The following is a 13,573-nucleotide window of genomic DNA, read 5'->3' as shown; positions in this document are numbered from 1 at the left end:
TTCATGCTGCTTCAAATAAAATAATTAGAATCAAATAAATACCTTATTATCGTGATTTATCAATTTATTTTAACCTACTCTTGAGTGTATGTACCCTATAATTGCAATCGTTAATGATTTAATCAAGACGACTTATTAAAAATAAAAAAAAATGGTTTTTAATATAATTAGCTATCAAATAAATAAGATGTAAATGTCAAATAAGAGTAAGAAGTACTATCAAGTAATTAAAAAATCAACTGTTAAAGCTTACTCTTTAACTGAGATTTTAATTGTGTTATGTATAATTGGCATACTATTGCTTATGGTGTTGCCAAACCAGACCTCTGTAATAGGTCAAGCAAAAGCGATTGAGGCCCAAGCAATGCTAAATCAGGTTTATGGGCTTGAGAAAAGTTACTTCTATAGACATTCAAAATATTCCAGCAGTTTAGAAGAAATTGGTTTTGAACCTGAAAAAACAGTTGATGAAGGTGGCCAAGCTGTTTATAAAATAGAGATATTGGAAGCTTCGAACGATTCTTTTTTAGCTAGGGCCACAGCTACTTCTGACTTGGATGGCGATGGTAGTTTTAATACCTGGGAAATAAACAGCAAAAAAATACTAATCGAAATAACGAAAGAATAAATTAAAATGGCTTTGATAGTTTTGTTGTTTGCTCTAAGTGCTGTTTTTGCGCAAGATTGGAAGTGCCGAAAAATACACCTTATTTTACCTGTAGTGATTTTCTCTGTATCATTTTTTAAAAGTCCTCTAAGGAGTCATGCTTTATGGAAAATAATCCTTTTGAACTCCTGTTTCTTTTTTACTACACTTAGTGTCTTAGTAGTATACATGGCTATAAAATCTAAAAAAATTCTAAATCCATTTCATCACTATTTTGGATTGGGGGATTTATTGTTTTATATCGCCATTACCCCATTATTTCTAGTTGAAAATTATATTTTGTTCTTTGTTCTTTCTATGTTGTTTGCTATTATTTTACAACTTGCCTTAAGGAAGTATATTAAAGAAGAAACAGTTCCTTTAGCTGGTTTTTCGGCATTGTTATTATGTCTTGTCCTTTTAAAAGAATATTTTTTATTCTTTCAAAAAATCTCTTTGTTATGATAATACAAGATATCACAATCCTTCCCGAAATTCTGTATGTTGTAACTAATGATCTTGCCAATCAATACCGTATAGTACCTAAATATATATTTGAAAATACATTGGAATTATATGTTGATAATTCCAATAATGGAGTGGATATCAAAGAAGAATTAGAACTTTTTTTAGGAAAAAGTATTGTTTTACATCCCATAGATTCAATAGAAATTGAAAAGGCATTATCTATTTATTATCGAAAAGAAAGAGCTTTAAATTCTAATAAGTCTCTAAATCTAGATAAGGGAGACTTTCTTGAGAATTTATTAATTGAAGCAAAGTCATTAAAATGTAGTGATATTCATTTTGAAGTTTATGAAGATTCCTCTCGCATTCGTTTTAGAATAGATGGGCAATTAATTGAACGCTATAAAATAGAAAGTGATAACTACCTGGAGCTCGTTAATAAAATTAAAATTCAAGCCAAATTAAATATAACAGAGAAAAGACTTCCTCAAGATGGAAGGATTACCAATGATTCGTTTGATATCAGGATTTCTATTTTACCTACATTATTTGGCGAAAAAATAGTAATGCGCCTCTTAGGTCAAGATGCCTCAGATATTGATTTAAATGTATTGGGCCTGCAAAAAGAAGAATTAGAAAATTATCTTGAAGCGGTAAAAAAGCCTAATGGAATTATCCTTATAAGCGGACCAACAGGTTCGGGAAAAACAACAACGCTATATGCTACATTAAAGTTACTTAATGAAACTCGAAGAAACATTGTGACAGTCGAAGACCCTATTGAATATACATTAAGAGGAATCAATCAAGTACAACTAAAAGAAGATATTGGACTAACCTTTTCTTCAGCATTAAAATCATTTTTACGTCAGGACCCCGATGTAATCATGCTAGGAGAAATCCGTGATTCCGAAACAGCTATTATGGCAATTCGAGCATCATTAACAGGCCATTTGGTTTTATCAACTATCCATACTAATTCGGCAATAGGAACAATTTCCAGACTAATCGACATGGGGGTTCCCTCCTATCTAATTGCCGAGACCCTAAATCTTTCTGTCGCACAACGACTCGTAAGGAAGCTTTGCGATAATTGCAAAAAAGAAGCCAGTTGCAACCCTAAAGATTTTCCATTGAATTTTAAATTCCCTTATGACATTTTATCTTATTACAAACCAGTGGGCTGTAATAGTTGTTTCCATACTGGTTATAAAGGAAGAAAAGCTATTTACGAGATTCTGAACATTGATAATAACATCATTGAGGCAATTAAAAATAATACCATTACAGAATTATTTAGTAAGGATAAAAATTACAAATCACTTTCTGATAAAGCATTTAAGATTTTAGCAATGGGAGAAACTTCTCTGGAAGAAATATATTCAATTTTAATAAACATATAAATGCTCAAACAGGTTATTTACATACTAACTGCGTTATTTTTTACAACAAGTATAGCAGCACAACAAGACATAAGCGAATTAAATAGGAAATTTGATGAATTATCCTTGCAAAAAAAAGGATTAAACCAAGTTATTAAAATTGATGTTTCTGGATTAACATTGCATAATTTTATTTCTTCTATAGCCGAAGAGCATCAATTGAATGTAGATGTGGATGTGGAACTTAATCAACCTATAGCTCACAATTTCTTTGATGTAACGGTAAAAGATGTCTTTATTCATATTGCTCAGAAATATGACTTGGAGGTTACTTTTATGAATAATATTATTGTTTTCAAAAAAAGAAAAACTGTAGTAATTCCCGAAAAAAAAACACCCAAGATTATAGACGTAACTTATAATGCTCAGAATGATTTTTTATCTGTAAAACTAGAAAATGACTCATTGCCTGCAATTGCAAAAGCAATTATCGATAAATCGGGCAAAAATTTAATAGTAGCACAAGATGTAAAAACCCTGAAAATTTCTTCTTATATTTTAAATCGCCCATTTGATCAGGTCATAGAAATGATGTCAAAATCAAATGATCTATTAGTCACTAAGGATGATAATGGATTTTATTATCTAGAAAAGAATACTTCCCCTACAGCGAATGCTATTACAAATAGTAGCCAAAAATCAAAACAAGCGAGAGTTAGTAGTGGCGTTCCTGGTTACTACGATGTGAATATAAATAAAAAAGGCTTTCTAGAGATAAATGCCTATATCGCAGATGCATCAGATTTATTAACTGAGGCTGCAGAAAAATTGCATATAAATTATTTTTTATACAATAAACCCGAAAATGAGAAAACAACACTATCTGCCACAAATATCACATTTGATGAATTACTGGAACATATATTTAGAGGGAAAAAATATACGTATAAAAAGCAAGGTCATTTTTACTTAATTGGAGAAGAAGCCACAGAAGGATTAAGGATTACCGAGATGATTCAGTTAGAAAATCGATCAATTGAGTCGGTAATCAATACACTCCCAAAAGTATTCTCAGAGAAATTAGAAATAAAAGAATTTGTTGAATTAAATGGGTTAATTGTTTCAGGTTCAAGATCTATTCTAGAGGAATTAAAAGTATATATCAAGCAAATTGACAAAGTAGTGCCAATGGTTCAAATTGAAGTAATTATTGTACAGTATAATAAATCATATGATATCCAAACTGGAATAAAAGCAGGTTTAGACAAAATAAACGCCACCAAAACAAGTGGCGTGTTATTTCCCAGTTCTGATGTAACTTTAAATGGATCTTCTGTAAACAGTTTGATAAACGCTTTTAATGGCTTTGGGCTATTTAAAATCGGAAAAGTAACCGAATCTTTTTATTTGAATCTAAAACTATTAGAAAATAATTCTGTTTTAAAAATAGAGTCAACCCCTAAAATAGCTACCATAAGCGGACATGAAGCAAAACTGTCTATTGGAGAAACAAGTTATTACTTTGAACAAAGCAATCGATTAATAAACAATAGCATTGGTAATGACATTTTAAACTCAGGAACATGGAAATCAACAGATGCAAATCTAAGTGTAGCCATAAAACCTTATGTCTCTACTGATGAAAATGTAACGCTAACCATTGCTGTCGAAAAGAGTTCTTTCCTGGCAAGAGCCGGTGAAGATGCTCCTCCTGGAAAAGCCACTCAAAAATTTGAATCACTGGTAAGGGTCAAAAACGGTGAGATGATTTTATTAGGCGGTTTAGATGAATTAAAAAAAGAAAACTCTGGTTCGGGTACTCCCTTATTGTCAAGAGTTCCAATCCTAAAATGGTTTTTCAGTAGCAGAAAGAAAGGTAAAAACGACTCTAAACTTCATATTTTTATTAAACCTACAGTTATATATTAATGCTAGCGATACTATCTAAACTTATAAAGCTAAACGATATAAATGTTGTTGGCGTAATTAAAAAAGACGATTGTGAAATCTATAATTTGCTTTCCATTAAAAAAAAGGCAAACAAGATTACCATTCTTGCTACAAACACATTTGAATCTTTTGAAGAATTAACAACAAAAACAGATAAAAGGAAACCTCTTTTAATCGTCATTGATGGAAAAGGAGTTTTAAATAAAGAAATTGATTTTGATAATGAAGCTGATATAAATTGGCAAAAAAACATCGATTTTAACGCAATATGCTACACTGATTTAAAGGGACTAAAGTCGAATTTTATAAGTTTTTGCAGAAAAAACATCGTTGATGAAACTCTTATCAAATTTCGAGAAAATGGATTTCAAGTTTTGGATGTTTATGTAGGTTCTTTTTTGGGCGCACTGTTATATAATGTAGTAGAAAACGAACAATTAATTTCGGCAGATTTATGTTTAAAGTTCCAAAAAGAAAGGCTAATAGGTTTTACTAAACAAAATGAAATATTAAAAAGCAAATCATATAAAATTGGAAACGAAAATCTTTTGAGTGATTTTTTGCCGTTATATGGAGTTGTCATACATTATTTTGTTAAGCCAGATGAAGTTTCAAAAACTATCGACATTTCTTTAAAAAGTGAAGGATTAATTTATAAAAAAGCATTTCATTTTTTTGGAATAACAATACTTGTGGGATTTCTAAGCACTCTATTAATGAGTTATTCCTTGATTCGGTACTATGGAGCTAGAAATGCAGAACTCAACCTGCAAACTGTATATTCCGATCAGTCCTATCAATTGATATTAGATTTAGAAAAACAGAAAGAAAAAAAATTGAAAGTTCTGAAAGAATCTGGAGTGCTGTCTTCTAAATTTCTTTCCTTTTATGCATATCAAATCATTAAAACAATACCCATTGCTATCTCCTTAAATGAATTAAATATCATTCCGATAAAAGAAGGGTACAAAGAAGATAAAAAAGTATTATTTGAAAATAGGACTATCTTAATTAAAGGGGAGACTTTTGAGGAAGTCACATTTAATAATTGGCTAGAAGGGTTGAAGAAAATGAATTGGTTGCAACGTTTTGAAATTATAAGTTTAAAAAAAGACAAAAAAAATAAGTCCATATTCGAAATAAAAATTACGCTAAAAAATGTTTGAAAAATATTCGTACAAACAAAAAGTTTACGCCTTGCTATTTCTTTTTTTAATAATATCAATTACAGCTTACAAAAGATCATTTCATCCTTTATTTGAAGTAATTACAGAATACAAGGCACTATCAAAAAAAGCAGCCGATATCAATAAAAAAGCAATGAGCACGGATGGTTTGACCAAAGATGTTGCTTATTTGGATCAAATAATTGGCAAAGATGGAATCACCAAAGAAATGGTACAACAAGGTATCGTGAGTTTTGCGGCAAAAAATTCGCCCGAAATCTCTATTAGTGATTTACAGCCTATTCATGATTTTCCAGAAGATGATTATCGTGTTATCACCAATCAATTAGATGTAACAGGAAATAGTAATCAACTCCTGAAATTAGCTTACGATTTTGAAAAAAAGTATACGCTTTCAAGAATAATTAGCATGAAATTTTACACCATAAAAAATAATAACAAAACTGAAGTCCTACATTTAAAAATGACATTTCAAAATTATGAAAACAATAAATAAAACAATACTACTACTCTTAGTGATTCTAATGTATTCATGCGACGATATTCTTGAAAAAGACATTAGTGATGATACAATCCAAATTAATTCTCCCGCAAGTGAAACTATAATAGAAAGTAATGTTGTGAATTTTGTATGGAACAATATAAAAGGAGCAGATACATACCGTATTCAAATATTCGAGTCCAATCAAATATTATTGCTCGATTCATTAACAACCAGAACAAATATCACATTGCCTTTAAAATCTGGAAATTATATTTGGAGAGTAAGAGCCGAAAATTTTGCGTATGAGTCAATCTATTCTTTCCCATCTCCTTTTTCAACAATAATACCTGATGATTTAACCAATCAACAAGTGATTTTGCTAAGTCCTGAGAATAATAAATTTATAAATTTTGTTAATGTTCCTTTAAGTTGGGAATCGCTGGACAATGCTACAAGTTATTCTATTAAACTATTAAATACAGTAACCAATCAGGTAATCTATAGCAAAGATGATTTAACAGAAACATCTATAACTATTGATGTACCTAATTTAGTGGATGGAAATTACCAATGGAGAGTAAAAGCTCAAAATTTAGATACTGAAACGAAACAATATTCGACTCGAAAATTTAGTATCGATACGACTCCTCCTAATCAACCTAAAAATATTGAACCTAAAGATAACGCAAGCCTAACGGCTAGCTCAACGATTAATTTTTCTTGGAGTATTGCTGCCGACACAGGTAATGAAAAATCGCCTATTTCTTATGTAATAGAATTTTCAAATGATGCCGATTTTACAACAATTATTGAAACTAAAAATAGCTCATCAACAACATTTCAAGAAACTTTTTCGAATAACGCACAATATTATTGGAGAGTGAAAGCGATAGATACCGCAGGAAATATTGGAATTAATAGCACTAGTTTCAAGTTTTCTCTAAATTAAAATATGGTAAAGAAGAAAATAAATATAATTCTTATTCTCATAGTTTTAGTACTATGGGGAACTGTGATATATAAAAGCATTAATGGATCCTTTTTTTTTAACGAAACAGTGCTTAAAAGGCAAAACTCAAATAACGATTTTGTTTTTCATCAAGTAAACAAAGACACTTTTGAATTAGATAAAATAAAGCATGACCCGTTTCTTAACAAACAATTACTGAGTGGTACTACTGTTGATGAAAAGCAAAATTTAGGTTTCCCGACTACAAAAAAAAATAGAGCCTCAATAGTTCCAAAACCTAAACCAAATATTACCTGGCCAGATCTTACTTATTACGGATATATTGAATCCAAGGGAAGAAATGAAGAACTGGTTCTGCTAAAAATAGATTCAAAGCTATGTAGATTAAAACTCAATAGTCCTATGAATGGCTTGATGGTTAAAAAGAAATACAAAGATTCTATTCAAGTTATTTTTAATTCAGAAACCAAAATAATCCGCTTAAAATAGGCTTATAATTTATTCTATAAAATATTTAAAAACGTCACATTGAAAACAACTCCATCCCTTCTTATTCTCCTCCTATTTATCGCCTTTGCATTGGTTTCTTTTTCAGATCCATATACCTTAAAAAGAATCTCGAATAAAGATTTTAGGTATGAGTTTTATACTGTTGATAAAAAAATAAAACCCAAAAAAAATAAAACCTATTATTGGTTTAAGGGCGGACAAATTCATGGAGCCCAAGGCGGTATTGCCGGTGATATGCTAAACGATAGATTTATAAAAATGTTTCATAATAATCAATTAGCAGAGCAAGGCAAGTTCAAGAACGGTCTTCGGGTTGGTATTTGGAAAACTTGGTATTCTAATGGTGTTTTGGCAACTACACAAAGCTGGAGTAATGGTTTGCTATCAGGAAAATATTTCCGTTATAACGAAACTGGAAATTTGGTAGAAAGCGGAAATTACAGCTCCAATCTCAAATCAAAAAAATGGATTGATTTTGAAAAGAAAGATACGCTGATTTATAAGAAAGGAATTGTTGTTGTAAAACAAGAAAAACTAACCAAATCAGAAAATTTTAAACGTAAAGAAGAATACAACCAAAATAAAGAATCTCAAAAAGAATTAAAAAAGGCAGCATATAGTAATGACCTTAGCAAGTTAGCAACTTATAAAGCTATAGCCAAGGAAAAACAAAACGCTAAAAAAGAACAGAAAGAAAAAGAGAAAATTGCCCAAAAAGAAGATCAAGCTAACTCAAATAAACCAAAAGAGGATTCTAAATTACTCACTTTTTTCAAAAAAATATTTGCCAAGAAACCAAAGCAATAAACAGATGATTAAAGCCCATAGTTTATTATACGCCCTTTATATCTGCTTAATTGTTTCTATAATTTGTGGCGCATTGTTGTATTTTTCTAATTTATACAATCAGCTCAATTTGTATTATAATTTACAAGAGGAACTGTACATTCAAAACCAATCTGTTGTAAATTTTGCTTTAGGTAATAAAATGGTTCCCACAGAAGTAGAAAAAGAACAAAATTCAAGTATCGAAGGCAGTTATGAGACAAAACCTTATGGGCTTTTTTCAATAGTTCTTGCTAATTCATATATAGCAAAAGATACTGTAGCTTCAGTTTATTTTGTTGGAGCAAGTGGTACTGATAAAACGGCAATTTATCTAAGCAATTTATCAAAATCGCTCACCTATTCGGGCAAAATAAAACTTGTCGGTAACTGTCAACTGCCAAGTACCTTTATTGAAACATCGTACATAAACAATAGCAAGAACCAACTTCTTGCTGAAGGAAAAAATACTATTTCTGAGCCGCAATTACCAATTATAAATTCGGATTTTAAAAAAATATTTGAAGGGACAAAATTCGAAAAAACAAAATTAAATGATATTGATAAACCTCTGGATTCCTTGTATTTTAATTCTTTTTTTAATGCAACAAAAGAAATACAGGTTAATGCAACATTGGCAAATATTATTCTTAAAGGCAATTTTATTCTACGATCAGAAGATTCTATTCGGGTTAAAAAAAATGCCATATTAGAAGATGTAATTTTAATTGCGCCCAAAATAACTTTCGAAGCAGGTTTTACAGGTACAGTGCAAGCTTTTGCAACAAAAGGAATTGAACTCGAAGAAAAAGTAGTCTTAAATTATCCATCAGTAATCTGTGTTTATAATGATAGCGAGAATGAGTCTAAGATAAAAATAAAGAAAGAGTGCCTAATAGCTGGAGCAATTGTTTTATTTGGTAATTCTCTTGAGATGAATGATAAGAACAGTATAGAAATAGATCAAGAGGGATTGTTATTTGGCGATTTGTACTGCACCGGAAAATTAATGCTCAAAAGCAATGTGTATGGTTCAGTTTATACCAATCGCTTTTTTTTTAAAACAAACTCTTCGACTTATGACAATATGATTAGTGATGTAGAGATAAATACTACTAAACGTCCTAATTACTTTATTTCAATCCCCTTGTTTAATACCCCGAAAACAACTTATGGAATCATTAAAAAAGTATTATAAGCTACCCGCCAATTCTATATTAGAATCAGTTATTGCTTTGACGATTATTTCAATCTGTTTATATTTTGCAGTATTAATTTTTACTTCAGTTTTCACAACCAAAACCTCAACAATGTTTTACAGTAACCAAAACAAAGTAAATGAAATCTTCTTTTTGAAACAAATCCAAAATGATTCGATAGCAAACGAAAATCTCTTGATAGAAGAAGAAGTCATAAACGACAATCTAAAAAAGATTTCGATACAATACAAAGATAGTATGCAACTTAAGTTTGAAAAAAGTTTCTATGTACAAAATAATCCGTAATAGCCCAAGATCTGTCCCTGCTTTTTCTATTATCGAAACTATTGTAGGTATGGCAATAGCAGCCATCATTATAGGAGCACTGTTTGTTATTTTCTCTATTATTACAGGACGGATGTTAGATTTTAAAAATCAAAATGAAATAATCAATGATTTGAACCGATTGACGTATAGCTTGAATAAAGATATTTTTGAAAAAGAGAAAATGATAATTATTGAGCGCGAAATTTATTTTAAAGGGTATACGGGAGAAAAAGTTAGCTATCGATTTTCCGATGATTATATTTTAAGAAATAGTAAAACATTTATAGATACGTTCCAGATTAAGCTAAATAGCATAATCATGGATACAGTACAAAGCAATTCGGGAGAATTTGTTTTTCAGAAATTAAGATTAAAAATAAAATCCAATGAAAAACCATTGGATTTAAGATTTTACAAAAGGGTATATTCAAATGAATTATTACAAACAATAAAAAAATAATGAGTTTCGATTTAAGTACATACAAAGTCACAAAAAACAAGAAGGAAAATTTTAAGATAGAATCACCTTCTTTTGGTTTTTCAAAAAAACTATCGGATAAAAAAAAGGAGATTTTTTATAGAGAATTAGGTATGCTATTAAAATCTGGTGTAGATTTTAAAAAAGCATTGGAAATTGTATGCAACCAATCGAGTAATAAATTCGAAAAAGAAATCATTCTTGAAATAAAAGAAAATGTAATAGAAGGAAAAAGCATTTATGAATCAATGCGGGAAAGTAATCAATTTTCACCCTACGAATATTATAGCATCCAGATAGGTGAAGAAACTAGAAAACTAGAAGAAGTCCTGGTAGAACTACAAAAATATTTTAACCGAAAGATCCAGATGAAAAGACAAATAATATCAGTAATGACTTACCCTACTATCGTTATGTTGGTTACGTTTCTGGTTCTCTATTTTATGCTCAATAAAGTAGTTCCTATGTTTAGTTCTGTTTTTAAGCAATTTGGTAGTGAACTCCCTCAAAGTACTCAAATTATTATAAAAATATCCAATCATTCTGGAATTATTTTTTCATTTATAATTGGCGTATTGGTCAGTATGGTACTAATTCATATGCTATTAAAAAATAAGAATAGCTATAGATCATTTACTACTCATATACTTTTAAAGATTCCCTATTTTGGAAACTTGATTCGCAAAATTTACTTATCCCGTTTTTGCCAAGCTATGAATTTGCTAATCACCTCGAGGACTACACTAATCAATTCATTGACTTTGACAGCAAAAATGATTGGCTTTTATCCCATAGAAATTGCTATTGTACAAATAAAGGAAGATATTACAAGAGGCGGATCTTTGAATGAAACTTTAAAGAAGCACCCTGTTTTCGAAAATAAAATGATTTCTATGGTCGAAGTGGCTGAGCAAGTTAATCAGTTGGAAACAATGTTTGAGCGCTTAACCGAGCAATATAATGAAGAGATAAACCACCAGACTAAAATGATAGGTGTTGTTTTGGAACCACTGATTATTATAGTTATTGGTGTTATTGTCGGAGTGATTATGGTATCAATGTATGCTCCAATGTTCGATTTAAGTAAAATTATAAATAAATAATTTTTTCTCTCTTATTCACAGAAAATATAATACTCTTTTATCCTGATTTATTATAAAAAACTAAAACTGAAAGTTTGATACATCGCTCCAAATCTCCCGGTAAAATAAAAACTTTTATTACTACTCATATAATATATTCTGCTCCGCAATGGTCCATTTGAAAAGTACATTTGTTGTTATAAAACAATAAAAAAATAATTAAAATGAAAAAACTAAGTACTAGTCTTTTATTAGCAATTGCGCTAGGATTATCAATTACTTCCTGTAGCAGTGATAAATCGTTTGATGACGGAATCGATGTGACTGATCCAACTGCCGAATCAGGAAAATTACAATTTGAGATTGATGGAAAAACTTTTGTTTCTACTGCTGTACAAGCAATTGTAAATGATAATTTTGTTTCTATTACAGGACTAAGGTCTCCAAATGGAGATTTTGTTCAATTGACTATACCATCAAATAAAGTAGGAACCTATACTTGGAAAAATGCAAGCACTTCAATTCCAATGTTAGCATTCGCCTATATTCCTTCATCCAATGAGTATAGCAGTTTTATAGCGAAATCTCCAGAAGATGCATTAGAAGAGTTTGGTGTTTCAGATTATAAGGACACAGCAAATATTACTATCACCGCTATTGATCAAAAAACGAAAAAAATATCTGGAACTTTTCAATTTACAGGTTTAAGATATACTTCTAATAATAAAACAGAAACCAAAGTCATTACCAAAGGTTCTTTTAATGACATTAGTTTTAAGGATAATGCACCCCCAATTGCAAACAATAACACTTTAACTGCCAAATTAGATGGAGCCACCTTTGATGTAACAAATGTGATTGCAAAATCGTCTTTAGGAAAAATATTTATTAACGGGGAAAATGGTGTCGGGGAAAACATTTCGATAAGTTTCCCAAGTACTATTAAAGCCGGCAATTACAAAACGTCTGATTATAATTATATTAATTACACAAAAGATAGCACTAATAATGGAGGCTTTTTTGGGAATGGAACCATTACTATTTTAAGTCATGATACTGCCAAGAAGAAAATTAGCGGAAAATTTACTGCTTCTTTTAAATCATTTTTTGTAACTACAACACATGAAGCGAGTGAAGGAACCTTTAATGTCACGTATTAAATAATTATTGTAATATAATTTAAAATCCGCTAAAAGCGGATTTTTTTTATTCAATAAATGAAACCCGTTTCGTAATTGCAGTTAGCTTTTTTTATTGACTATAGCAGAATCTCATGGTAATATTGCTATAATCTTACTACTCTACTTTTTCGAGATTATCAAAAAATAAAGATCTATATAAAAATAGAGGCTATTCTTTTGGAATAGCCTCTTCTTGAATTTAGTTCATTTTCCCAAAAATGAACTAAAAAGCAGATTAACAAATGTTAATAAACTTTCAAAAAAAAAAATCTAAAATTCTCTCCAAAGCTAATCAAGTAAAGAAATTAAGATATTTAATTAAAATTATAAAAACAACACAAAACGTTTTTTACAAATTTTCCTTATGTAAAAATTAATCAAGAACGTTTAACGACATTAGAATCGATAATAAAAAAACCTAATACCAGAATCATATCTAGTATTAGGTTTTTTTATTATCGATGCTATTTAAGGTTTAGTTTTTAGGTTCATCTATAGTAAAATTACCAGTTTCTATTTCCTCTCTTGAAAATCCCGCTTTTAAAATAGCCGTTGTATCAGTGATTTGTTTTGAAAAATTTAGTCTAACAATTCTAGGCGAATTTGGTAAATACTTAAACTCATAAAATTTCCCTATATCTTTCTTAGAACTCTTATAATTTACATCCTCTTTAGAAGAGGTACATTTCTTATTATCTATATAGTAAGATAAATATATAGTTGAAGACCATTTAGGAGGTACAAAAATAGAATCAATTCTCGCAATTGTTATTTTACCATCTTTTTTTAATTCTTTTTCAGCCCAATAACTTCTCATATATCCGAATATCATAAGAATGAATACAAAACCAACAATCAATAAACCTTTTGTATTACCTTTCATA

15 protein-coding genes are annotated in these 13,573 nt (G+C 29.8%); 14 read left to right on the top strand and 1 reads right to left on the bottom strand.

What is annotated here, in order from left to right; genetic code table 11:
• Positions 1–193: 193 nt before the first annotated feature.
• From B8T70_RS15025 to B8T70_RS14960, 14 genes are all read left to right on the top strand, one after another.
• Positions 194–628 (top strand): type IV pilin protein, encoded by a 435-nt coding sequence (locus B8T70_RS15025; protein WP_039115286.1) that lies wholly within the window; start codon positions 194–196, stop codon positions 626–628.
• Between the two features lie 6 nt (positions 629–634).
• Complete coding sequence (locus B8T70_RS23630) at positions 635–1,111, top strand: hypothetical protein (protein WP_123912116.1); 477 nt, start codon at positions 635–637, stop codon at positions 1,109–1,111.
• On the top strand, positions 1,108–2,517 hold the full coding sequence (locus B8T70_RS15015; protein WP_039115283.1) for a GspE/PulE family protein: 1,410 nt from the start codon (positions 1,108–1,110) through the stop codon (positions 2,515–2,517). The genes B8T70_RS23630 and B8T70_RS15015 overlap by 4 nt, the downstream gene beginning before the upstream one ends.
• Positions 2,518–4,425 (top strand): type II secretion system protein GspD, encoded by a 1,908-nt coding sequence (locus B8T70_RS15010; RefSeq protein ID WP_039115280.1) that lies wholly within the window; start codon positions 2,518–2,520, stop codon positions 4,423–4,425. It abuts the gene before it with no gap.
• Positions 4,425–5,612 (top strand): hypothetical protein, encoded by a 1,188-nt coding sequence (locus B8T70_RS15005; RefSeq protein ID WP_039115279.1) that lies wholly within the window; start codon positions 4,425–4,427, stop codon positions 5,610–5,612. The genes B8T70_RS15010 and B8T70_RS15005 overlap by 1 nt, the downstream gene beginning before the upstream one ends.
• The gene (locus tag B8T70_RS15000; protein WP_086895361.1) at positions 5,605–6,129 is read left to right on the top strand and encodes a hypothetical protein; all 525 of its coding nucleotides are present in this window, start codon (positions 5,605–5,607) and stop codon (positions 6,127–6,129) included. Before B8T70_RS15005 ends, B8T70_RS15000 begins: the two co-directional genes overlap by 8 nt.
• Positions 6,113–7,066, top strand: a complete 954-nt coding sequence (locus tag B8T70_RS14995; RefSeq protein WP_039115275.1) for a hypothetical protein — start codon at positions 6,113–6,115, stop codon at positions 7,064–7,066. The genes B8T70_RS15000 and B8T70_RS14995 overlap by 17 nt, the downstream gene beginning before the upstream one ends.
• 3 nt (positions 7,067–7,069) lie before the next feature.
• The gene (locus tag B8T70_RS14990) at positions 7,070–7,576 is read left to right on the top strand and encodes a hypothetical protein (RefSeq protein ID WP_039115274.1); all 507 of its coding nucleotides are present in this window, start codon (positions 7,070–7,072) and stop codon (positions 7,574–7,576) included.
• A gap of 39 nt (positions 7,577–7,615) precedes the next feature.
• On the top strand, positions 7,616–8,404 hold the full coding sequence (locus B8T70_RS14985; protein ID WP_123912115.1) for a toxin-antitoxin system YwqK family antitoxin: 789 nt from the start codon (positions 7,616–7,618) through the stop codon (positions 8,402–8,404).
• A gap of 4 nt (positions 8,405–8,408) precedes the next feature.
• Complete coding sequence (locus B8T70_RS14980; protein WP_086895359.1) at positions 8,409–9,620, top strand: hypothetical protein; 1,212 nt, start codon at positions 8,409–8,411, stop codon at positions 9,618–9,620.
• Positions 9,595–9,927, top strand: a complete 333-nt coding sequence (locus B8T70_RS14975) for a hypothetical protein (RefSeq protein WP_086895358.1) — start codon at positions 9,595–9,597, stop codon at positions 9,925–9,927. Before B8T70_RS14980 ends, B8T70_RS14975 begins: the two co-directional genes overlap by 26 nt.
• Positions 9,908–10,408, top strand: a complete 501-nt coding sequence (locus tag B8T70_RS14970; protein ID WP_039115267.1) for a hypothetical protein — start codon at positions 9,908–9,910, stop codon at positions 10,406–10,408. The genes B8T70_RS14975 and B8T70_RS14970 overlap by 20 nt, the downstream gene beginning before the upstream one ends.
• A complete protein-coding gene (locus B8T70_RS14965; RefSeq protein ID WP_086895357.1) occupies positions 10,408–11,529 on the top strand; it encodes a type II secretion system F family protein in 1,122 nt (373 codons plus the stop codon). Before B8T70_RS14970 ends, B8T70_RS14965 begins: the two co-directional genes overlap by 1 nt.
• 203 nt (positions 11,530–11,732) lie before the next feature.
• Positions 11,733–12,668, top strand: a complete 936-nt coding sequence (locus tag B8T70_RS14960; protein ID WP_039115264.1) for a DUF6252 family protein — start codon at positions 11,733–11,735, stop codon at positions 12,666–12,668.
• A 496-nt stretch (positions 12,669–13,164) separates the two neighbouring features.
• On the opposite strand, the gene B8T70_RS14955 is transcribed toward B8T70_RS14960, so the two are convergent.
• A complete protein-coding gene (locus B8T70_RS14955; protein ID WP_039115262.1) occupies positions 13,165–13,572 on the bottom strand; it encodes a hypothetical protein in 408 nt (135 codons plus the stop codon).
• Position 13,573: the final 1 nt, after the last annotated feature.

The organism is Flavobacterium sp. AJR (assembly GCF_002156885.1).
In the GTDB taxonomy this organism is placed as follows: domain Bacteria; phylum Bacteroidota; class Bacteroidia; order Flavobacteriales; family Flavobacteriaceae; genus Flavobacterium.
Note: the sequence above shows the minus strand (reverse complement) of the source record. Positions and strands in the feature narration are given on the sequence as shown.

Bases quoted from the DNA above. Each gene is read 5' to 3' on its own strand.
- B8T70_RS15000 (WP_086895361.1), top strand. From the start codon at position 5,605: ATGTTTGAAAAATATTCGTACAAACAAAAAGTTTACGCCTTGCTATTT.
- B8T70_RS14995 (WP_039115275.1), top strand. From the start codon at position 6,113: ATGAAAACAATAAATAAAACAATACTACTACTCTTAGTGATTCTAATG.
- B8T70_RS14970 (WP_039115267.1), top strand. From the start codon at position 9,908: ATGTACAAAATAATCCGTAATAGCCCAAGATCTGTCCCTGCTTTTTCT.
- B8T70_RS14955 (WP_039115262.1), bottom strand. From the start codon at position 13,572: ATGAAAGGTAATACAAAAGGTTTATTGATTGTTGGTTTTGTATTCATT.
- B8T70_RS14975 (WP_086895358.1), top strand. From the start codon at position 9,595: ATGGAATCATTAAAAAAGTATTATAAGCTACCCGCCAATTCTATATTA.
- B8T70_RS15005 (WP_039115279.1), top strand. From the start codon at position 4,425: ATGCTAGCGATACTATCTAAACTTATAAAGCTAAACGATATAAATGTT.
- B8T70_RS14990 (WP_039115274.1), top strand. From the start codon at position 7,070: ATGGTAAAGAAGAAAATAAATATAATTCTTATTCTCATAGTTTTAGTA.
- B8T70_RS15015 (WP_039115283.1), top strand. From the start codon at position 1,108: ATGATAATACAAGATATCACAATCCTTCCCGAAATTCTGTATGTTGTA.
- B8T70_RS14980 (WP_086895359.1), top strand. From the start codon at position 8,409: ATGATTAAAGCCCATAGTTTATTATACGCCCTTTATATCTGCTTAATT.
- B8T70_RS14960 (WP_039115264.1), top strand. From the start codon at position 11,733: ATGAAAAAACTAAGTACTAGTCTTTTATTAGCAATTGCGCTAGGATTA.
- B8T70_RS14965 (WP_086895357.1), top strand. From the start codon at position 10,408: ATGAGTTTCGATTTAAGTACATACAAAGTCACAAAAAACAAGAAGGAA.
- B8T70_RS15010 (WP_039115280.1), top strand. From the start codon at position 2,518: ATGCTCAAACAGGTTATTTACATACTAACTGCGTTATTTTTTACAACA.
- B8T70_RS23630 (WP_123912116.1), top strand. From the start codon at position 635: ATGGCTTTGATAGTTTTGTTGTTTGCTCTAAGTGCTGTTTTTGCGCAA.
- B8T70_RS15025 (WP_039115286.1), top strand. From the start codon at position 194: ATGTCAAATAAGAGTAAGAAGTACTATCAAGTAATTAAAAAATCAACT.